Source organism: uncultured Maribacter sp. (genome assembly GCF_947495965.1).
Classification (GTDB): Bacteria; Bacteroidota; Bacteroidia; order Flavobacteriales; family Flavobacteriaceae; genus Maribacter_B.
In genome coordinates, this window is record NZ_CANMBB010000001.1 from 120,366 (window position 1) to 140,809 (window position 20,444).

15 protein-coding genes and 2 tRNA genes are annotated in these 20,444 nt (G+C 30.7%); 9 read left to right on the forward strand and 8 right to left on the reverse strand.

The features are described from left to right. Nucleotides 1–35 precede the first annotated feature (35 nt). On the forward strand, nt 36–716 hold the full coding sequence (clpP, locus tag Q0820_RS00605; RefSeq protein ID WP_298484270.1) for an ATP-dependent Clp endopeptidase proteolytic subunit ClpP: 681 nt from the start codon (nt 36–38) through the stop codon (nt 714–716). A 90-nt stretch (nt 717–806) separates the two neighbouring features. Continuing rightward, complete coding sequence (gene clpX, locus Q0820_RS00610; protein ID WP_298484271.1) at nt 807–2,042, forward strand: ATP-dependent Clp protease ATP-binding subunit ClpX; 1,236 nt, start codon at nt 807–809, stop codon at nt 2,040–2,042. Nucleotides 2,043–2,121: 79 nt separating this feature from the next. Here clpX and Q0820_RS00615 read toward each other — a convergent pair whose 3' ends face one another. Both Q0820_RS00615 and Q0820_RS00620 read right to left on the reverse strand, forming a co-directional pair. After that, nucleotides 2,122–2,679 carry a hypothetical protein gene (locus Q0820_RS00615; RefSeq protein ID WP_298484272.1) on the reverse strand — a complete coding sequence of 186 codons (558 nt, stop codon included), beginning with the start codon at nt 2,677–2,679 and terminating at the stop codon, nt 2,122–2,124. 73 nt (nt 2,680–2,752) lie between these two features. Next, entirely contained in the window at nt 2,753–4,267 is a 1,515-nt protein-coding gene (locus Q0820_RS00620) for a GH3 auxin-responsive promoter family protein (protein ID WP_298484273.1), read from the reverse strand. A gap of 113 nt (nt 4,268–4,380) precedes the next feature. Here Q0820_RS00620 and Q0820_RS00625 point away from each other — a divergent pair, with 113 nt between their 5' ends. Continuing rightward, nucleotides 4,381–5,175 (forward strand): DUF2797 domain-containing protein, encoded by a 795-nt coding sequence (locus tag Q0820_RS00625; RefSeq protein ID WP_298484274.1) that lies wholly within the window; start codon nt 4,381–4,383, stop codon nt 5,173–5,175. Nucleotide 5,176: 1 nt separating this feature from the next. Here the strand turns inward: Q0820_RS00625 and Q0820_RS00630 are convergent, their stop codons facing one another. The 3 genes from Q0820_RS00630 to sppA form a co-directional block, all read right to left on the reverse strand. Beyond that, entirely contained in the window at nt 5,177–7,918 is a 2,742-nt protein-coding gene (locus Q0820_RS00630) for an AsmA-like C-terminal region-containing protein (protein WP_298484275.1), read from the reverse strand. Nucleotides 7,919–7,963: 45 nt separating this feature from the next. Further along, a complete protein-coding gene (locus tag Q0820_RS00635; RefSeq protein ID WP_298484276.1) occupies nt 7,964–8,677 on the reverse strand; it encodes a queuosine precursor transporter in 714 nt (237 codons plus the stop codon). Between the two features lie 77 nt (nt 8,678–8,754). Next, on the reverse strand, nt 8,755–10,515 hold the full coding sequence (gene sppA, locus Q0820_RS00640) for a signal peptide peptidase SppA (protein WP_298484277.1): 1,761 nt from the start codon (nt 10,513–10,515) through the stop codon (nt 8,755–8,757). 71 nt (nt 10,516–10,586) lie between these two features. Between sppA and folK the strand changes: the two genes are divergently transcribed. Next, complete coding sequence (gene folK, locus Q0820_RS00645) at nt 10,587–11,732, forward strand: 2-amino-4-hydroxy-6-hydroxymethyldihydropteridine diphosphokinase (RefSeq protein ID WP_298484278.1); 1,146 nt, start codon at nt 10,587–10,589, stop codon at nt 11,730–11,732. Nucleotides 11,733–11,831: 99 nt separating this feature from the next. On the opposite strand, the gene Q0820_RS00650 is transcribed toward folK, so the two are convergent. Beyond that, on the reverse strand, nt 11,832–12,377 hold the full coding sequence (locus tag Q0820_RS00650; RefSeq protein WP_298484279.1) for an RNA methyltransferase: 546 nt from the start codon (nt 12,375–12,377) through the stop codon (nt 11,832–11,834). Between the two features lie 180 nt (nt 12,378–12,557). Here Q0820_RS00650 and mutS point away from each other — a divergent pair, with 180 nt between their 5' ends. The 5 genes from mutS to Q0820_RS00675 all read left to right on the forward strand — a co-directional run bounded on the left by mutS (nt 12,558) and on the right by Q0820_RS00675 (nt 17,502). Then, nucleotides 12,558–15,140 carry a DNA mismatch repair protein MutS gene (gene mutS, locus Q0820_RS00655; protein ID WP_298485434.1) on the forward strand — a complete coding sequence of 861 codons (2,583 nt, stop codon included), beginning with the start codon at nt 12,558–12,560 and terminating at the stop codon, nt 15,138–15,140. A 99-nt stretch (nt 15,141–15,239) separates the two neighbouring features. Continuing rightward, nucleotides 15,240–15,311: transfer RNA gene (locus tag Q0820_RS00660), tRNA-Gly, on the forward strand. A 41-nt stretch (nt 15,312–15,352) separates the two neighbouring features. Continuing rightward, nucleotides 15,353–15,439: transfer RNA gene (locus tag Q0820_RS00665), tRNA-Leu, on the forward strand. Between the two features lie 113 nt (nt 15,440–15,552). Beyond that, nucleotides 15,553–16,188, forward strand: a complete 636-nt coding sequence (locus tag Q0820_RS00670; RefSeq protein ID WP_298484280.1) for an ElyC/SanA/YdcF family protein — start codon at nt 15,553–15,555, stop codon at nt 16,186–16,188. 54 nt (nt 16,189–16,242) lie between these two features. Then, a complete protein-coding gene (locus Q0820_RS00675) occupies nt 16,243–17,502 on the forward strand; it encodes a divalent metal cation transporter (protein WP_366941643.1) in 1,260 nt (419 codons plus the stop codon). 4 nt (nt 17,503–17,506) lie between these two features. On the opposite strand, the gene Q0820_RS00680 is transcribed toward Q0820_RS00675, so the two are convergent. Continuing rightward, a complete protein-coding gene (locus tag Q0820_RS00680; protein ID WP_298484281.1) occupies nt 17,507–19,423 on the reverse strand; it encodes an OmpA family protein in 1,917 nt (638 codons plus the stop codon). 13 nt (nt 19,424–19,436) lie between these two features. Then, nucleotides 19,437–20,441: a type IX secretion system membrane protein PorP/SprF gene (locus Q0820_RS00685; protein ID WP_298484282.1), complete on the reverse strand. Its 1,005-nt coding sequence runs from the start codon at nt 20,439–20,441 to the stop codon at nt 19,437–19,439. Nucleotides 20,442–20,444 lie beyond the last annotated feature (3 nt).

Consider the following 20,444-nt stretch of genomic DNA (forward strand, 5'->3'; position numbering starts at 1 on the left):
CTTTTTTTAGTTATAAATTTGAATAAATACCTAATATGGATTACGGAAAAGAATTTAAGAATTACGCCATAAATCACCAAGGAATCAACAGCATGTACTATGACAAAATCATGAGTAGCATGTACCCAACAAATATGACTCCTAATATTATAGAAGAAAGACAACTAAACGCTATTGCTATGGATGTTTTTTCTAGGTTAATGATGGATCGTATTATATTCTTAGGAACAGGTATAAACGATCAAGTTGCAAACATTGTACAAGCGCAATTATTATTTTTAGAAAGTGCAGATGCTTCTAAAGACATACAAATATATATTAACTCTCCAGGTGGTAGTGTATATGCTGGCTTAGGAATTTATGACACTATGCAGTTTATAAAACCAGATGTTGCTACTATTTGTACAGGTATGGCTGCATCTATGGGAGCTGTTCTTTTATGTGCAGGAGAAAAAGGAAAACGTAGTGGCTTAACCCACTCACGTGTAATGATACACCAACCAATGGGTGGCGCGCAAGGACAAGCTAGTGATATTGAAATTACCGCTCGCGAAATTCTAAAATTAAAAGAGGAATTATACCAAATAATAGCACAGCACTCAGGACAAACTATAGACAAGGTTCATGACGATAGTGATCGTGATTACTGGATGAAAGCCGAAGAAGCAAAAAAATATGGTATGATTGATGAAATTTTGGTTAGGGATAAGCAATAATTTCGACTATTAAAATACTCTTCCTTTATAAAAAAGGATAAACCAAAAAAGAAAATCTTTCGTTATGTATACGAAAAGGTACTAATTAATATGGCAAAAGAAAACTTAGAATGCTCATTTTGCGGTCGTAAAAAGCCAGAAACCAACTTATTAATAGCTGGTTTAGATGCGCATATATGTGATCGCTGCATAGAACAAGCCCACGGCATTGTAGCAGAAGAATCTAAACAAACCAAAACCAATGACCTTTCTAGTGAGCTGGTCTTAAAAAAGCCTATAGAGATAAAAGATTTTTTAGACACTTTTATCATTGGGCAAGAGCGTACTAAAAAAGTAATGTCTGTTGCTGTATACAATCACTACAAGAGATTATTACAACCTTCTTCTGCGGAAGATGAGATAGAAATACAAAAGAGCAATATTATAATGGTTGGCCAAACAGGTACAGGAAAAACCTTAATGGCAAAAACCATAGCAAGAATGCTTAATGTTCCTTTAGCAATTGTAGATGCTACAGTTTTAACTGAAGCTGGTTATGTTGGTGAAGATGTAGAAAGTATATTAACACGTCTTTTACAAGCTGCAGATTACAACTTAGAAAAAGCAGAAAGAGGTATTGTTTTTATTGATGAAATTGACAAAATTGCCCGTAAAAGCGACAACCCATCTATAACCAGAGATGTTTCTGGAGAAGGTGTACAACAAGGCCTACTTAAATTATTAGAAGGTACGGTTGTAAATGTACCACCAAAAGGCGGAAGAAAACATCCAGATCAAAAATTTATCGAAGTTAATACCGAGAATATTCTTTTTATAGCCGGTGGAGCTTTCGATGGCATAGAACGTGCAATTACAAAGCGCTTAAACATGCAAGCTGTAGGCTATAGCGCCTCTAAAGCAGATGAGCAATTAGACGAAACAAATATTTTACAATATATAATTCCTAAAGATTTAAAAGAGTTTGGTTTAATTCCTGAAATTATAGGAAGGCTTCCTGTTTTAACACACATGAACCCATTAGATGCCAAAACGCTAAGAGCAATATTAACAGAGCCAAAAAATGCTATCATAAAACAATATGAGAAGCTTTTTGCAATGGATGATATTACTTTTACTATTACAGAACAAGCTTTAGAATATATAGTTGAAAAAGCTATAGAATATAAATTAGGAGCAAGAGGTTTACGTTCTCTTTGCGAAGCTATTTTTACAGATGCTATGTTTGAGTTACCTAGCAGTGATAAAAAAGAGTTTAAGGTTACTAAACCTTACGCAGAGAAAAAAATATCTTATGAGACTATTAAGAAACTAAAAGCTGTTTCTTAATCCTAAGAAAATTACTTAAAAAACAAAAAAGCAAAGAATTTACATTCTTTGCTTTTTTTATTTCAAATAAATGGTTTTTCTAAACTGCCTTTTTAGATTTAGAAGGTAACTTAGTTACCTGATCCAACAAGTCTTTACAAACCTTTTTTATAATTTTTTCATCACTATATAAAGTATGACCAAAATTAGCTACAGACTCTATCTCTATATCTAGTTTCCCTTCCCATTCTTTAGAAGGTTTAAAACTGTCATTTTCACCAAAAATTAATTTAGTTGGCACTTCTGGCTTCTCGTTTTCATAACGAATTCTAGTAGCAGAAACAGTATATAATGATTTCATAGGTAACCCTAAGTTTGTTGCTTTCCAAGCAATAGTACCTCCAGTACTAAATGCTAAATAATGACTTGGTTCTTTTTCTTTTTTTAATAAGTGTGCAACCGCTATGTCTATACCGCCTTCCACAAAAGCTTTATGTATATTCTCTCCAGAATTTACTTTTAAATCTAAGTTTGCTAGTTGTTGAATATCATAAAAAACAATATCAAAATATTGCTGAAGGTATCCTAAATAAGATGTAATCCAAAGACCTTTTTTTGCTCCCCACATGTCGGATATAATAACTAGTCTTTCTGCCATATTTGTTAGTTTAAGTTATAGTTCTGTAATGATTAGAACCCTAAGATGAGTATTAAACGAAACAAATCCACATTTAATTGTTCATATGAAGTAATTCTTCGATGTAGTCTCTTTTATTAGACAATCTTGGAATCTTATGTTGCCCTCCTAACTTATCTTTAGATTTTAACCAATCATTAAATAAGTTCTCTCTAGCAATATGAACTACTGGCATTTTAAGAGTTATATTATTATATCTTTTTGCCTCATAATCAGAGTTTAATGATTTTAATGCATTATCTAAAAATTCAATAAAATAATCTAACTTCTCCGGAGGTTTTCTAAACTCTATTACCCACTCATGTGTTCCCTTTTCTTTTCCAGACATAAATACAGGTGCCGCAGTATAATCTTTAATTTTAGCTCCTGTTTTAATACACACACTTTTTAAAGCCTCTTCGGCATTTTCTATAATTAACTCTTCGCCAAATACATTAATATGATGCTTTGTGCGCCCAGTAACTTTTATTCTATAAGGTTTTAAAGATGTAAAACGAACCGTGTCTCCAATTCTATAACGCCACAGGCCAGAATTTGTGGTAATTACAATAGCATAGTTCTTATGCATTTGTACCTCCCATAAAGGAATAGCATATTGTTCTAAAGTACCATAAGTTTCCATTGGAATAAATTCATAGAAAATACCATAATCCAACATTAACAATAAATCTTTCTCGTAATTAGAATCTTGAATAGCAAAAAAGCCTTCCGAGGCATTATAAATTTCATAATACTTAAAACTCTTTCTTGGAAACAAGTTTTTATACTGGTCCATGTAGGGACTAAAACTTACACCTCCATGAAAATACACCTCTAAATTTTCCCAAACTTCAAAAAGGTGGTTTTTTCCAGTTTCTTCTATTACATTATTAAGAAGTACTAACATCCATGAAGGTACTCCTGCTAAACTAGTTACATTCTCCTGGGTGGTTTCTTTTATTATTGCTCTTAATTTATCTTCCCATTCGCTCATTAAAGACACCTTATTACTTGGCGTACTACTAAACTCTGCCCATAAAGGCATGTTATCTATTAAGATAGCAGATAAATCTCCAAAAAAGGAACCATTATCTTCATAAATTTCTTTACTCCCTCCTAGCCTTAGACTCTTACCTGTAAATAATTGTGAGTTTTCATTATTATTTAAATACAAACACAACAAATCTTTTCCCGATTTATAATGACAATCTTCTAAAGCTTCAGAACTTACAGGTATAAACTTACTTTTAGCATTAGTAGTACCACTACTCTTTGCAAACCACTTAATAGATGTTGGCCAAAAAAGATTTTGCTCCCCTTTTCTTGTACGTTCTATTATTGGCTGTATTTCTTCATAAGAAATAATAGGAACCCTCTCTCTAAATGTTTGATAATTTTTTACAGATGCAAAATCATACCTTCTTCCAATTTCTGTATCCTCGGCATACTCAATTAACTGACTTAAAACCTCAGCCTGCACCTCCTCCGGATATTTTATAAAAAGTTCTATTTGATGAAATCTCTTTTTTAAGAGCCAAGAAGCTATAGAATTAAATAATGGTATAGGCATTTTTAGGTATCTTTATCCTGTTTTTCTATTTCTTTATAAACTAGGAAATAGACACTAAATTTAGTTCTAAAAGTTATCATTTTCAAATAGATTTTTTAATTCAATTATTTATCATGCAATACCAAGGTGTTTTAAAAAAAATGCAAACAGAAATAGGAAACCCTATTCAATATTATTTAATTTTTGATAATGACTTTTTGAATGTAAATCAAGTTTTAAACAAAGAACTGTCTATAGATTTTATTAAATATGAATGTCTTAATTGCCATTTAGACAAAGCCATTTATAGACAGGGATTTTGCAAATCTTGCTTTTTTGAAACTCCATCTGCTGGAGATTGGATTATGAGACCAGAATTAAGTACTGCACATTTAGGAAAAGAAGATCGTGATTTAGAATTTGAAAAAAAAGCGCAATTACAAGCCCATATTGTTTATTTAGCTAACTCTAGTAATGTAAAAGTTGGTGTAACTAGAAAAGGTCAGGTTCCTACGAGATGGATAGACCAAGGAGCGCATGAAGCTATAGAAATTGTAGAAGTACCAAATAGATATTTAGCAGGTATTACTGAAGTTGCTTTAAAAGAACATGTTGCAGACAAAACTAATTGGCGCAAAATGCTCACTAATACCATTGATGATGAAAATTTAGTAGAATGGAGAAATAAACTAAAACAATATATTCCAAAAGAAACCCAAGAGTACTTTATAGATTCTAATTTAGAAACTCATTTACATTTTCCTGTACTATCGTATCCTGAAAAAGTAAAAAGTCTAAATTTATCCAAAACTCCAAATTATACAGGAAAACTTACTGGTATTAAAGGTCAATATCTAATTTTTGAAGACAATACTGTTTTTAACATTAGAGCAAATGAAGGATTGTATGTTGGACTAACTATTAACTAGTTTACTCCTCTTTCTTTTTACCACCCAAGAGTCCGCCTAAAATATTTTTAGCCTTTTCTTTTATTACATCTTTTTCCTTTTTTGGAGCAGCTGTAGAATCTACTTTTGTTTCTGAAGCATTTTCCGAAGATTCTTTTTGCTTACTACCACCTAAAATACCTCCTAAAACCTCTTTTACCCCTTCTTTGGTTTTATCCTTAGATTGTGTTGTGTCATTTTCAGAAGCACTACCCCCTAAAACATCCGACAATAAATCTTTTGCCTTATCTTTTCCTTTATTAATTAATTTCTGTTTTTGAATATCCATTAATTTAGTTGTTAAACTTTTAACTCCACTAGTCATATCTGTAGATACTTTTGGACTATTATACAAACCTCCAATATTTGCGGTAACAGGTATAGTTAAATTCTCTAAACTACTATCGTCTATTTTAGATATTAAGCTCGTTACTTCGGTCCCTAAATATTTAGCAGGCACATCTAAAGTAGCTTTATAATCTAAACTACTATCAAAATTATGACCGCCAGATACATTCACTTTTATATCTTTATAGTTAATAAAAAATGGTTTTACTTTTACTTTTCCATCTTCAAAAGTTAGGGCAGTTTTTACTCCTTTTAAATCTATATCCTCTAACTTTAAAAAACTAAGATTACTGGTTAAAGAAGAAAGTAATTTAGCTTTATTAGGATCTATATCATTAGAAAGTAATTCTGCCAAAACATTACCAGAAATAGAACCTAAATCTGGTGTAAAATCATCTGTTAAGTTTCCTGATATTTCTATATTAGAATCTAACTTACCTTGCAATGCACTTGCAATTGGCGCTAACACTTTAAAAAGTTCTAAAGATTTAAAAGTCTCTGCAATGCCTAATTTATCTAAATCTAATTGCATTGCAAATGTTGGTATATCTTGTTTGGTAGATACTTGGCCACCAAAACCAACCTTACCTCCCAACATAGAAGATGTCATATTATTTAGAGTTGCCTTTTCGTCTTTAATCTTAAGGCTACCTTTAACATTAGTAAGTGTTAAATTATCATACAATACTGTTTTAGCATCGGCATTTATGGTGCAATCTAAAAATGATGGGATTTTAATTTTCTCTTCACCAGAACCAGGTTCTGTTGTTTTGTTTTGCGAAGTTGCAGATCCCATTTCTTCTTCAGCAACCATAAAATCATCTAACGCAAAAGTGTTTGAGTTTAAGTTAAAGTTCCCTTCTACCTTATCCTCATTAAACATAAAACCCAATAAATTATCTATGGTACCATTTGCCTTAAAATCTGTCTTTCCAGTTTTTCCTTCCAAAGTATTTAAGGTAACTGTTTTAGGATTAAATGTAACCGATGTAGTATTTAGTTTTATTGGATTTGGCACTTCACTACTTTTATACACAAAGTCTTTAAGCTGTAAAGTTCCCTGTGTTTTTGTATTCTCATATTTTTCTTGTTCTACAGAGGCCATATCAAAAGCCGTGCTTATATCTGCATTTAAAAGCCCTTGTAAATCTAAATCCGATGGAACAGGGTATGCTTTAGAAATATTAGCCAAATTCATTATTCCTTTTAATTTGGCATTAACTTTTGTATTTCCCATTAACTCTTTAATATTTGCTATTACGGAAAACGTATCTTCATCTATCCTAAAGGTTCCTTTATTAATATCTATATAAGTATCTTCTGCAATACCTGAATCATTATTTATAGCCACATCTATATTTATGTCTTGAACCGTTTTTGGTAAATCTGGATATTTAAAGGAAGCATTATGAGATGCTATTGCTATATTAAATTTTGGAATATGTGTATCATCTACTACTCCATTAAAAGCTCCTTCTACCGTAAAATCTCCTGAGGTTTTTACATTGCCTATATCTTTGGAATATACTTCTGGAATTAATGCCAAAAAGTTTTTAAAATCTGATGACGGAGTTTTAAAAGTAATATCTAACTCTTGATTGTTTTCATTAACCTGTATAAACCCATGAAACACAAGAGGCAACTGGTTTATAAGTGCTTTATTCTTTAAAAAAGTGTATTTACTTTTTTCTAAATCTATCCCTATTATAGCATCTAACTTTATCTTGTTATTGTTTAAATAATTGGTAGAATCCATTTCAAAAGACACTAAAGCATCTGTGTGTGTATCTAGTTCCGAAGTTGCTAAGGACAAATCTCCTGACCCAGAATGATTCATATCTTTAAGCATTAAGCTTATTCCTGTAGATTTATCTATATAATTTATATCTGTATTTGTAATGGTGTAAGAATTCATAGAAAAACTAAACCCAGAATTTTCTCCTGAGTTGGTTGTATTACTTTCTTCTTTCTCCCCTTTAGAAATGTCATAATTAGCTTCTTCTTTCTCATTTACAAGAATGTTAAGAAGTGCTTTGTCTATAGCTAAACTCTTTACGGTTATTGGCTCATTAGCGTCTTTAAAAAGTTCTTTTATAGACATTTCTAACTCTATGCTATTAGAAGAAAAAAGAGTATCCCCTTCAAAAGGAGTTTTATTAACTAATGAAATATTTTCTAAACTTACTTTTGCGTTAGGAAAACTAGAGAACAAACTAAGGTTAGCATCCCTAAAATCAAAGGTAGCATCTACACTATGGTTTACTTTATTTTTAATAATATCTGTAATTTTCCCTTTTAGAAAAAAAGGTGCTGCAATTAGTGTTGCTATAACTACTAAAAATACTATCCCAAAAATTTTAAAAACTTTCTTTTTCATATATGATAAGAATATGCAATTACAAATTAAAAACAGTAAAAAAAATTATGCCTCTAAGTCTATTTCCTGATTTATTGTCAGATTAAATCTTTTTCTTATAATATATACGAAGAAATATAGAAAAGGGGTGTCTACAAATGCTATAATTATCTTAAAAATAAATCCGCTAACCACTAATCCAAAAAACAAATCCCATGGAAGCACCTTAAACACACATAATAAACCAACAACCGTAAACGTATCTATAAACTGAGAAAAGAACGTAGAAAAATTATTTCTAAGCCATAAATGCTTGCCTTTGGTTACTTTTTTCCAAAAATGATAGATTTGGATATCTACAAATTGAGCAAATAAATACGCCAACATAGAAGCAAGAACAGCTAGCGGCGATAATGAAAAAACATTGTTAAAAATAGCATTATTAACAGGAGAAGCATCTATTGCTGGAACGTAATTAGCTATCAATACAATTCCCATAGAAAAGAATGAAGCAAAAATACCAGCTACAACAATTTGGTTTGCCTTTTTCTTTCCATAAATTTCAGAGATTAAATCTGTTATTAAAAATGTAATTGGGTAAGGTAATATCCCAACCGAAATTTCAAATAAAGGTGCTCCAAAAATAGTAATATCTCCAAAAGGTTTCCAATAAAAGAATTTTTGAAAAATTAAATTAGAAACAACTAAAGATGTAATAAATAAAGCTCCTAGATACAGATATATTTTATAAGCAAGTCTCTTATCTTCTAATTTTAGCATATTCAAAAATAGGCAAACAAAATAAAAAACTACGATTTAGGAATTAATTACATTTTACTTTATAATAACACATATTACTACTTAATATCTAAAGTATAAGGCATTCTTACTTGGACTCCCTTTTGGTTCATTGCTTTTTTTATCTCCTTTAAAATAGCATACCCTTCTGGACCAATTTCTTTAGAAATAATTTCTTCTTTATTAAAGATACTTGCTCCTCCTATATCTTCCATTAATTTTTCTATTCCTGTTTTATATTTAGGAAACTTTTTAATTCCATATTTTTCCAAATTAGCCAAAGCTGCCGCTGCATTAATAGCATCCTCCAAAGTTCCCAACTCATCTACCAAACCAACACGTTTTGCATCTACACCACTCCAAACTCTACCCTGCGCTATACTATCTGCTTGTGCCATAGAAATCCCTCTTCCACTAGATACTTTCTCCAAAAAAGTTGTATAAGTAGTTTCTATACTTTCTTGTACTTCTCCTCTAAAATTATCGGACATTGGCTCAAAAACAGAGTACCCAACAGAATTTTTATTTGTCCCAACTTGTTCTGCATTAATTCCAATATCTGTAGCCAACTCATTTACATTAGGTATGGTTCCAAAAACACCAATAGAACCTGTAATAGTAGTTGGTTCCGCAAATATCTTATCTGCACCAGCAGCAATATAATACCCCCCAGAAGCAGCAACATTCCCCATAGAAACTACTACAGGCTTCACTTCTTTAGCTAGCATCACTTCTCTCCAGATAATATCTGAAGTTAGAGCACTACCGCCCGGAGAATTTACACGAAGAACAATTGCTTTTATTTTTTCATCGTCTCTTGCTTTTATAATAGCTTCATTAATAAGCCCCTGACCTATTACCTCATTACTTCCTTCACCGTATAATATTTCTCCTTGCGCATAAATTACAGCTATCTTTTGCTCCCCTTTATGTAATTTTATAGTATTTGCTTTAGCACTATACTCTTGAATACTTAAAAGGTTAATTTCTTTATCTTCTTCAATTCCAGCTGCATTTTTTAGCTTTTTTTCATATTCATCATAATACGTTATTGCATCAATTAATTTAGAAGCTTTTGCATGTTTTGGCATTCTACCTCCTAAAGTATCGGCAATAGTATTCATATCCTCTACAGTCATATTTCTACTTAATGCAATATCATCCACAACTGAGTTCCAAACTGACCCTATTAACTCTTTTATTTGAGTTCTATTAGCATCACTCATTGTATCATTTAAATAAGGTTCCACAGCACTTTTATATTTTCCATGACGAATCACTTCCATTTTAACGCCTGTTTTCTCTTGCAAGTCTTTATAAAACAAAACCTCTGTAGATAATCCTTTAAAGTCTAAAACTCCAACTGGATTTAAAAAAACTGAATCCGAAACACTAGCCAAATAATAATCTTTCTGCATATAAAAATCTCCATAAGAATAAATAAACTTACCACTAGTTTTAAAATCCTCTAATGCTTTTCTTATAGATTGTGTTTGTGCCCAACCCGACATTAAGAAATTATTATTTATACTTATACCTACAAGGTCTTTATCATTCTTTGCAACTTTTATAGCATGAATAATTCTATCTAAATCTTCCGATTTTTGAAATAAAGCCTTAAAAGGATTTTCCTCATCTCCTCCTACATAATCATTTATTGGTTGCTGTAATTGTAGTTCTAAAATAGATTTTGGCTTTACTTCTACAGTTTCCGAATTACTACTAGATAAAGCAATAAAAATCACAAACATTATAAATACAATCCCAAAAGCTATGATACACCCCAAAATAGCCGCTAGTAGATTTCTTAAAAAATTCATTAAATAAGCTGTTAATATTAGCTAACAAAGATAACCAATTGAAATTGTTTTGCTTATTTTGCCTCAAGATTATGAACAATACAACAGATACTTATATTTCTATTGGTAGTAACTTAGGCAATAGACTAGAAACCATACAAGAAGCCATTTTTTTAATTACTAAAAAGATTGGTGTTGTTAAAAAATGCTCCAAAGTGTACGAATGCCCTGCATGGGGATTTTCTGGAGAAAATTTTTTAAACGCATGTTTACATATACAAACAGAATTACATCCAGAAGAGTTACTTTTTAATTTATTAGAAATAGAAAAAAAATTAGGCAGAGAAAGGTCTGCAAATACTGGTTACCAATCTAGAACCATAGATTTAGATATTGTTTATTACGATACAATAGTACAAACAGACTCTAATTTAACCATACCACATCCTAAATTACAGGAAAGACTTTTTGTATTAAAACCATTGGCAGATATTGCTCCTCAATTTTATCATCCAATTTTAAAAAAAGATACTAGAAATTTAATACAGGAATGTAAAGACAAAAGTGTTTTAACAAAAACAAAATACACCCTTTTTTGTACTAAGCAAAAGTTATTAGCAACTTCCCAGTTCATTTCTATAGAAGGTAATATTGGCGCAGGAAAAACTTCTTTAGCAACTAAGATAGCAAAAGATTTTAATGGAAAACTCGTATTAGAACGCTTTGCAGAAAACCCTTTTTTACCAAATTTTTACAAAGACCAATCTAGGTATGCTTTTCCTTTAGAAATGTCTTTTTTAGCAGATAGATACCAACAATTCTCTGATGACACCTCCCAATTTGACCTTTTTAAAGACTTTATGGTTAGTGATTATGATATTTTTAAATCCCTAATTTTTGCTAAAGTTACTTTACAAAAAGACGAATATGAATTATATAGAAAAATATTTAATTTTATGCATAAGGAGGTTAAAAAACCACAAATTTATGTATACCTATACCAAACAACAGAACGTCTTTTAGAAAACATAAAAAAACGCGGAAGAGACTATGAACAAGGTATTAAAACCGATTACCTAGAAAAAATTAATAGAGGTTATTTTGATTTTCTTAAAGGCTACCCCAAAGAAAATAGTTTGGTAATAGATGTTACTAAATTAGATTTTGTAGCCAATGAAAAGGATTATCAAATAATTATAGATAAGGTCTTAAAGTTGGCATTTCAACAAATAAATTAACATAATTTTGGCAAATTCCTTGCACACTTTAAATCAATTGCCGTAATTGCAGAAGCATTTATGCAACTAACTAACTCAAACTTTACTCTAAAACCCAACTTAGGTTGGGTTTTTTTTTACTTTAATTTTACTCCAAACATCCCAAATAACAATACCTGCACTAACCGAAATATTTAAAGAATGTTTGGTTCCGAATTGTGGAATTTCTAATACTCCAGTGCAAATGTTAACCACTTCTTGTGAAACCCCTTTTACTTCATTTCCAAAAATTAAAACATATTTCTCATTAGGTTTTACTTTAAAATCTTGAAGCATTGTGGCATTTTCTGCTTGCTCAATTGCTAAACTAGTATATCCCTCCGCATTAAGATTCTGAATTACATCTAGTGTACTTTCTTTATACTCCCAAGCTACACTTTCTGTTGCTCCAAGTGCGGTTTTATTAATATCTTTATTTGGCGGAGTTGCAGTAATACCACAGAGGTATATTTTCTCAATTAAAAAAGCATCGGAAGTTCTAAAAACAGAACCAATATTATTTAAACTCCTTATATTATCTAAAACAACAACAACAGGAGTTTTATTAGCATTCTTAAACCCTTCTATATCTAAGCGGTCTAATTCTTCATTCTTTAATTTTCTCATTTACTTCTATTAATAAAACACCAAAATAAAATACACAACTGTTGCTTTTTTTAAGTTATCCTGAAATATCAACAATGATGTATATTCTATAAGGAAAATATTATTTTCGTTAGGTTACAAAAATACTTTAAAAATTACCAATTGGCAGCTAAAGAAAAAACAAAGAAGGTTACCCCTTTAATGCAACAATACAACACTATTAAAACAAAGTATCCAGATGCTATGTTACTTTTTAGGGTTGGCGATTTTTACGAAACTTTTGGTGAAGATGCTATTAAAGCATCCAAAATATTAGGTATAACCTTAACAAACAGAAACAATGGAGGGGAAAAAACAGAACTAGCTGGGTTTCCACATCATTCTGTAAACACCTATTTACCTAAACTTGTAAAAGCTGGGCAAAGAGTTGCAATTTGTGACCAGTTAGAAGACCCTAAACAAACCAAAACCATTGTAAAAAGAGGCGTTACAGAATTAGTTACTCCTGGGGTTGCTTTAAATGATGATATTTTAAGTGCTAAAACTAACAACTTTTTATGTGCTGTTCATTTTGGTAGAAAAAAATTAGGTGTTTCATTTGTTGATATTTCTACAGGAGAATTTTTAACCTCTGAAGGTACTGAAGAACAAATAGACAAACTTTTACAAAACTTTGCTCCTAATGAAATACTTATTTCTAAAGCGCATAAAAAAGAATTTTTAGACGTTTTTGGAACACAGTTTCATACCTTTTTCATGGAAGATTGGGTTTTTCAGGAAGATTATACCAAAGAAACCCTAACTAACCACTTTAAAACAAGTACACTTAAAGGTTTTGGCGTGGAGCATCTTATTAATGGTACTATTGCTTCTGGTGTAGTTTTACATTATTTATCAGAAACACAACATAAACAACTACAGCATATAAATAAATTACAACGTATTGCCGAAGATGAATATATTTGGATGGATAGGTTTACCATTAAAAACTTAGAACTTTACCAATCTCATAATATAAATGCAGTTACTTTATTAGATGTAATTGACAAAACCATTTCTCCTATGGGAGGAAGAATGATTAAACGTTGGCTTGCACTTCCTCTCAAAAATTTAGAAAGAATACAAAAAAGGCATGCGGTTATTACGTATTTATCTAAACAAGAAGAAGATTTAGATAAATTACAGCACTGGATAAAGCAAATGGGCGATTTAGAGCGTTTAATTTCTAAAGTATCTACTGGTAAAGTAAACCCTAGAGAAATCATTCAACTTAAAAATTCTTTAGAATCTATTATTCCATTAAAGCAACTTACCAAAAATGCCAAGAATGAAGCTCTTAATCTTATAGGAGACCAATTACACAGTTGCGATTTACTACGAAGTAAAATTAAAGAAATGCTTAGTGAGGAAGCCCCCATTAATATCCTAAAAGGAAATGCTATTGCTAAAGGGTATTCCGAAGAATTAGATGAACTTAGAGGACTTGCATTTTCTGGCAAAGAATATTTAGATAATATGCTTGCTAGAGAAACCGAAAGAACTGGAATAAGCTCCCTTAAGATAGCGTCAAACAATGTATTTGGGTATTATATAGAAGTGCGTAACACCCATAAAGATAAAGTTCCAGAAGAATGGATTCGTAAGCAAACTTTAGTTAATGCAGAACGCTATATAACCGAAGAGCTAAAAGAATATGAAGCCAAAATACTTGGAGCAGAAGAACGTATTTTAAGTTTAGAGCAACAGTTATTCTTGCAACTTGTAGTATGGATGCAAGAATATATTGCTCCAGTACAGAACAATGCACAACTAATTGCACAGCTAGACTGCCTTTGTGGTTTTACACAGTTAGCAAAAGAAAATAATTATGTTTTACCAGAAATTAATGAATCTACAGATTTATCTATAACCAATGGTAGGCACCCTGTAATTGAAAAACAATTACCCCTAGGAGAAACTTATATTGCCAATGATGTACACTTAGATAGAACCCAACAGCAAATAATAATGATTACGGGTCCAAATATGAGTGGTAAATCTGCCATATTAAGACAAACCGCCTTAATTGTTTTATTGGCGCAAATGGGGAGTTTTGTTCCCGCTGAAGCTGCAACAATTGGTTTAGTAGACAAAATATTTACAAGAGTTGGCGCTAGTGACAATATATCTATGGGAGAATCTACTTTTATGGTAGAAATGAATGAGACAGCCTCTATCTTAAACAACCTCTCGGAGCGCAGTTTAGTTCTTTTAGATGAAATAGGACGAGGAACAAGTACCTATGATGGTATTTCTATTGCTTGGGCAATTTCTGAGTATTTACACGAACACCCAGCAAAAGCAAAAACCTTGTTCGCAACACATTATCATGAACTTAATGAAATGTGTACCACTTTTGAACGTATAAAAAATTACAACGTATCGGTTAAAGAATTAAAAGACACTGTACTTTTTCTAAGAAAACTTACCCCTGGAGGTAGCGAACATAGTTTTGGAATACACGTTGCAAAAATGGCCGGAATGCCACAACAAGTAATTTTGAAAGCAAATAAAATTCTTAAAAAGCTCGAAAAATCACATTCGAGTGAAGAATTAACAGATAAATTACAATCTGCTCAAAATGAAATGCAACTAAGTTTCTTTAATTTAGACGATCCACTATTAGAACAAATAAAAGAGGAAATCACTCATTTAGACATAGATACATTAACTCCAGTAGAAGCTTTAATGAAGTTAAACGAAATTAAACGCTTGCTTGTAAAAAAGAAGAAAGCCACTTCTTAAAAAAAAATCTATTTTTTCTTAAAAATTACTTTGCAATTTATATAATTATCTTAAATTTGCACCCGCATCTGGAAACAGATACTCGTTCATAAACATAATGCGAAAGTAGCTCAGGGGTAGAGCATCACCTTGCCAAGGTGGAGGTCGAGGGTTCGAATCCCTTTTTTCGCTCAGTATAATATACCAATTGGCTGTTATTTATAACAGTACAGGCTCGAGTGGTGGAATTGGTAGACACGTTGGACTTAAAATCCAATGGACATTAGTCCGTATGGGTTCAAGTCCCATCTCGAGTACCAAAACCCTTGTTAATCTTATGATTTTCAAGGGTTTTTTTATATAAATACTTTTAAAATCAAGTAAAGCCTTTATACAAACTATTCCTTATCTTTAAGATTGAATACCTCTACACATGAAAAAGAAGCTGAAATTTGTTTTTATTACTTTAATAATGTTAGGGTGTATTACACTTTTATTGTGTAATTATATTATTATTTCTTCTGCAAAAAACAAAACCTTTTTTAAGACTACTACAATCTCTAAAAACAAAGTAGGACTTGTTCTGGGAACATCTAAAAAACTTAGTAGTGGCGCTTCAAATCCGTACTATACAAATAGAATTAAAGCAACCATAGCTCTTTATAATGCAAAAAAAATAGATTTTGTTTTAGTTAGCGGTGATAACGGCAGTATATACTACAATGAGCCCAATAGCTTTAAAAAAGATTTAATTAAAGGAGGTATTCCTGCCAATAAAATATTTTTAGACTACGCTGGTTTTAGAACATTAGACTCTATGGTTAGAGCAAAAGTTATTTTTGGTTTAGATTCCGTTACTATAATATCTCAAAAATTTCATAATGAAAGAGCTATATATATTGCTAAGCAAAAAGGATTAAATGCTATTGGGTATAACGCAGAAGATATTGAAGGAAAATCTGGATTTAAAGTACATCTCAGAGAATATTTTGCTAGAGTAAAAGTATTTATAGACTTATTGTTTAATACCCAACCAAAGTTTTTTGGTGATAAAATAATAATAGAATAAAAAAATTGCTTTTTAAATTATAGTATTTTTAAAAGCAAACAAACACTTACTAATTTGACATCTTCCCTTAAAAAAACCCTTAAAAACATAGGTCCAGGATTATTATTTGCTAGCATGGCTATTGGCACATCACATCTTGTAATGTCTACCAAAGCAGGTGCCAAATATGGTTGGGTTATGGTAATACCTATTATTCTTGCAAATGTTCTAAAATATCCTTTTTTTGAGTTCGGAGTACGTTATACAAATGCCACAAATAAAACCCTAATTGAAGGGTATTTAAACCGTGGCAAAGGGTATTTAGTGTTTTATGCCTTAATTACATTCATAAGTACTTTTACAATTTTAGCCGCTTTATACATTGTAACCTCTGGGCTTTTAATTAATCTTTTAAAAATTTCATCTATACCTATTCCTATAATTGCTTTATCTCTTTTTATTTTTATTAGTTTTCTCTTAATTATTGGTAAGTATTCTTTTTTAGAAAAATCTTTAAAAATAGTTGTTACCATACTATTATTTGCAGTTCTTGCAACTACTATATTAGTAATTAATAAAGGTCAAGTAGCACAAGTTTTTAACTATAAACCTTCTCCAATTTTTAACGAAGCTGGCATTCTTTTTTTAATAGGTTTAATGGGATGGATGCCTACAACAGTAGAAGCCTCTAGTTGGGTTAGTTTATGGAGTAAAGAAAAATGGAAAACACAAGGAAATAAACCAAGTCTTAAAACAAGTCTCCAAGAATTTAATACTGGTTATATCATAACTTCTATATTGGCTATTCTTTTTTTAATAATAGGTTGGCTTACACTATACGGAACTAACACCTTATTAAGCAGTAGTGCAGCTATTTTTGCTGATCAACTAGTTAATTTATTTACCATACATATTGGAAATTGGGCTTACATTCTTATATCATTAGCTGCTTTTGCTACTATGTTTAGTACATGTATGACGGCTCACGATGCTATTGCAAGAGTTAGTGTAGATATTTTACAATTATTAAAACCCAAAATAAAAAAAACGAATTCAAATAAAAAGTTATTTACAATTGCAGTAATTGTACTAACATTCATAAATTTTACTGTCATTGCAGCTTTTGGAGCAAACATGGGACAATTAGTAGCTCTTGCTACATTTGTTTCTTTTATTGTTGCCCCTATTATAGGATATATGAATTTAAAAAATGTTATTAGTGAAGAACTCAACGTACAACAACAACCATGTAAAGGCCTTAAAATATTAACATATATAGGTATAATTTTCCTATCGTTATTTTCTATATACTACTTTTGGATTGTTATATTTTAGTAATTTACTTCACTAAAACAATTAAAGTTCTTTCATTTTGTTTATGTAAAAAGTCTAAACAATATGCTCCATTTACACATCTATTAATAATTTGTTCTTCTCCATAACCAATAGAACCAACTATATTAGAGACAGAGGCACCTTTTTTAAGTAAATAAAACTTTATAGCATCTGACCTTTTTTGAGACAACTTTTTGTTTGTAGAAGTATACCCTTTACTACTGGTATGGGTTTCTATACTTAGTTTTAATTGAGGAAAACTCCTTATAGCTTTAACAACCTTATCTAACTCTGCTGCTATTAAAGGTGTTATATCACTTTTACCTTTATTAAAATAAAATTTATTGAGTTTAATAATTTCTTTACTTTCTTTTTCTTCAATTAAATCATTTAAAGCTACAATCCCTATGTTTAAAGGTTCTTTTTGAGCTTCAATCATCCCTTCTTTATTATAAGTAACAGAAAAAGAAGAATGCCCTTCTTTACCTGTTTTTATAGTTATTTGTTTTTTCCAAGGTAACTCTATGCTATAATCTCCATCATCATTAGTATAAATTTCTCTAATAACATTTCCTTTTTCATTTAATAACTTTACAAAAGCTTTATCTACACCTCTACGTGTTCTTGAATTTATTACTCTACCTTTAATAGCAAAAGTTTTTAAACCTATTTGGTTAGATACGCTAAATTTATAAATATCGTCTTTCCCTTTTCCCCCTGCTCTATTGGAAGAAAAGTACCCTATTAAATTATTAGCTTTATCATTTTTCACAATGAATCCAAAATCATCAGATTTAGAGTTAATCCCATCCCCCAAATTAATTGGTATACTAAAGCTTTTATCAACTTGTATATTGGTTTTATAAATATCCATCCCTCCAAAACCATAAAAAATATCTGACGCATAATACAAACTACCTTCATGAATATACGGCGCTATTTCATTTCCAGGTGTATTAATTTTAGCTCCTAAATTAATAGGTCTAGACATAATTTGCCCGTTATTGGTTTCTACATAATACAAATCTGTACCCCCAAAACTATCACTAAAATTAGCTGCAAAATATAGCCTATTTGTCTCTACTTCATAAAATGGATAATAAAATGACGTGCTTAAATCTTTTAATAAATACCTGAAAGTATTTGTAGTATCTAAGACACCTATAGCTAAAGAGTTTTTACCTTCCTCATTAAATGCCATATTACCTCCACTACTGTTAGAACGTATATAAAAAAGTTTCTTTAATGCCTCTGAGTAATAAGGTGTAGCTTCATGGTAATTAAATTCTGGAGTTCTAGTAAAAGGATTAGGAGTTAATACATCTCCTTTAGTAGTTACTTTAGCTATGTATATATCTAAAAAACCTTCTGAATTACCTTTAGAACCTTTTTTGAAACTAAGTATTCTACTACTACTAAATAAAATTTTATCATTATAAAAACATGGAGAAAAATCTGCTTGACTACTATTTATAGAAAGGTTTTCTATTTTAAAATCTTGAGAGCTTTCACCTCCAAGCAGCAATTCTTTATTAAATTGATAATTTTGAAATAATTCTTCAGACAACAAATGAGATTTAGATTGCAAAAAAGCATCAACTCTTTCTTTTTGGTTATTTTTAGATAAACTCTGAAGCATTTTATTTACCCTATATGTAGATAAAATGGTATCATTCTCTTTATTAATTTTAATATATAATTGCGCTGCGTTTTTAAAATTTTTTGTTTGAAAATAACTATCTGCAAGTTTTAATCGTTGTTCTTGCGTAAGCGGCCATTTCATTTCTTCTTTACGATACTCTTGTATAGCTTTAGCAAAATTATATTCATAAAAATATATATCTCCTTTAGACTTTTTATTCTGTCCAAAAGACAAATTACTTACCACTAAAAATACTATTATAATATATCTAAATTTCATATTCTTATTAGCTTTAGAAGAATCTTGGAGTATCAATTTGTTTTGGTTTTCCTTTTGCATTTTGTTTCTCCCCTTTAGAAGAAGATTTACTTGTACCATTTGAGCTTGAACCTCTACCTAAATAAAATTTAAGAATAAATTCATGCGAACCACTATTAAAGTCTCCTAAAAGATTTGTACTGTAATCATAAGAATATCCAATGTACATTGTGTTTGATATTTGAAAACCAGCCAAACCACTAAAAGCATTATCTACTCTATAGGATACACCTGCTGTAAACACATCTTTAATTAAAAAATTGGTCGACACATTAATGTTAACCGGTGCCCCTTGTAATGAATTTATTAAAAATGCAGGTTTAAATTTAAGTCCGTCGGATAGATTAAAAACATACCCCCCAACAAAATTAAATTGTATTTTATCTTCTACAACAGTAGCAACATCCTCATTATATACGCTTTCTGTCAAAAAATTAGGAATTGAAGCCCCCAAATACCACTGATCACCATACATAAAAAGACCTGCTCCTATGGTAGGGTAAAATTTATTAACAGTTTCTCTATCTAAAATTGGTTCACCAGGATTTTCAAACGTTCCTTTAGAGAAATCTACATTTAGAAAAGACCCTCCTGCATCTATACCAAAAGAAAGTTTTGTTTCATCGGTTACTTTAACTTGATAAGAATATGCTATATCTAAAAAAGTCTGTGTTAAGGGTCCTATTTGGTCATTTACAATATTAATTCCTAATCCCATTTTTTCATTTTGGAAAGGAAGGTTTGTACCTAAACGTATTGTTCTTGGTGCCCCATCAATATCTATCCATTGTGCTCTATAAGCTGCACTTATCTCAGGAGACTCTACACTACCAACATAGGCAGGATTAAAACTCCCAATATTATACATATACTGCGTATACTGGGGTTCTTTTTGAGCAAAAATCGATGTTATACTAAATAACAAAAGTAATATGGAAACAAACAAAAATTGCTTTTGCATGCCTATCTTATATTTCATATA

Bases quoted from the DNA above. Each gene is read 5' to 3' on its own strand.
- clpP (WP_298484270.1), top strand. From the start codon at position 36: ATGGATTACGGAAAAGAATTTAAGAATTACGCCATAAATCACCAAGGA.
- clpX (WP_298484271.1), top strand. From the start codon at position 807: ATGGCAAAAGAAAACTTAGAATGCTCATTTTGCGGTCGTAAAAAGCCA.
- Q0820_RS00615 (WP_298484272.1), bottom strand. From the start codon at position 2,679: ATGGCAGAAAGACTAGTTATTATATCCGACATGTGGGGAGCAAAAAAA.
- Q0820_RS00620 (WP_298484273.1), bottom strand. From the start codon at position 4,267: ATGCCTATACCATTATTTAATTCTATAGCTTCTTGGCTCTTAAAAAAG.
- Q0820_RS00625 (WP_298484274.1), top strand. From the start codon at position 4,381: ATGCAATACCAAGGTGTTTTAAAAAAAATGCAAACAGAAATAGGAAAC.
- Q0820_RS00630 (WP_298484275.1), bottom strand. From the start codon at position 7,918: ATGAAAAAGAAAGTTTTTAAAATTTTTGGGATAGTATTTTTAGTAGTT.
- Q0820_RS00635 (WP_298484276.1), bottom strand. From the start codon at position 8,677: ATGCTAAAATTAGAAGATAAGAGACTTGCTTATAAAATATATCTGTAT.
- sppA (WP_298484277.1), bottom strand. From the start codon at position 10,515: ATGAATTTTTTAAGAAATCTACTAGCGGCTATTTTGGGGTGTATCATA.
- folK (WP_298484278.1), top strand. From the start codon at position 10,587: ATGAACAATACAACAGATACTTATATTTCTATTGGTAGTAACTTAGGC.
- Q0820_RS00650 (WP_298484279.1), bottom strand. From the start codon at position 12,377: ATGAGAAAATTAAAGAATGAAGAATTAGACCGCTTAGATATAGAAGGG.
- mutS (WP_298485434.1), top strand. From the start codon at position 12,558: ATGCAACAATACAACACTATTAAAACAAAGTATCCAGATGCTATGTTA.
- Q0820_RS00670 (WP_298484280.1), top strand. From the start codon at position 15,553: ATGAAAAAGAAGCTGAAATTTGTTTTTATTACTTTAATAATGTTAGGG.
- Q0820_RS00680 (WP_298484281.1), bottom strand. From the start codon at position 19,423: ATGAAATTTAGATATATTATAATAGTATTTTTAGTGGTAAGTAATTTG.
- Q0820_RS00685 (WP_298484282.1), bottom strand. From the start codon at position 20,441: ATGAAATATAAGATAGGCATGCAAAAGCAATTTTTGTTTGTTTCCATA.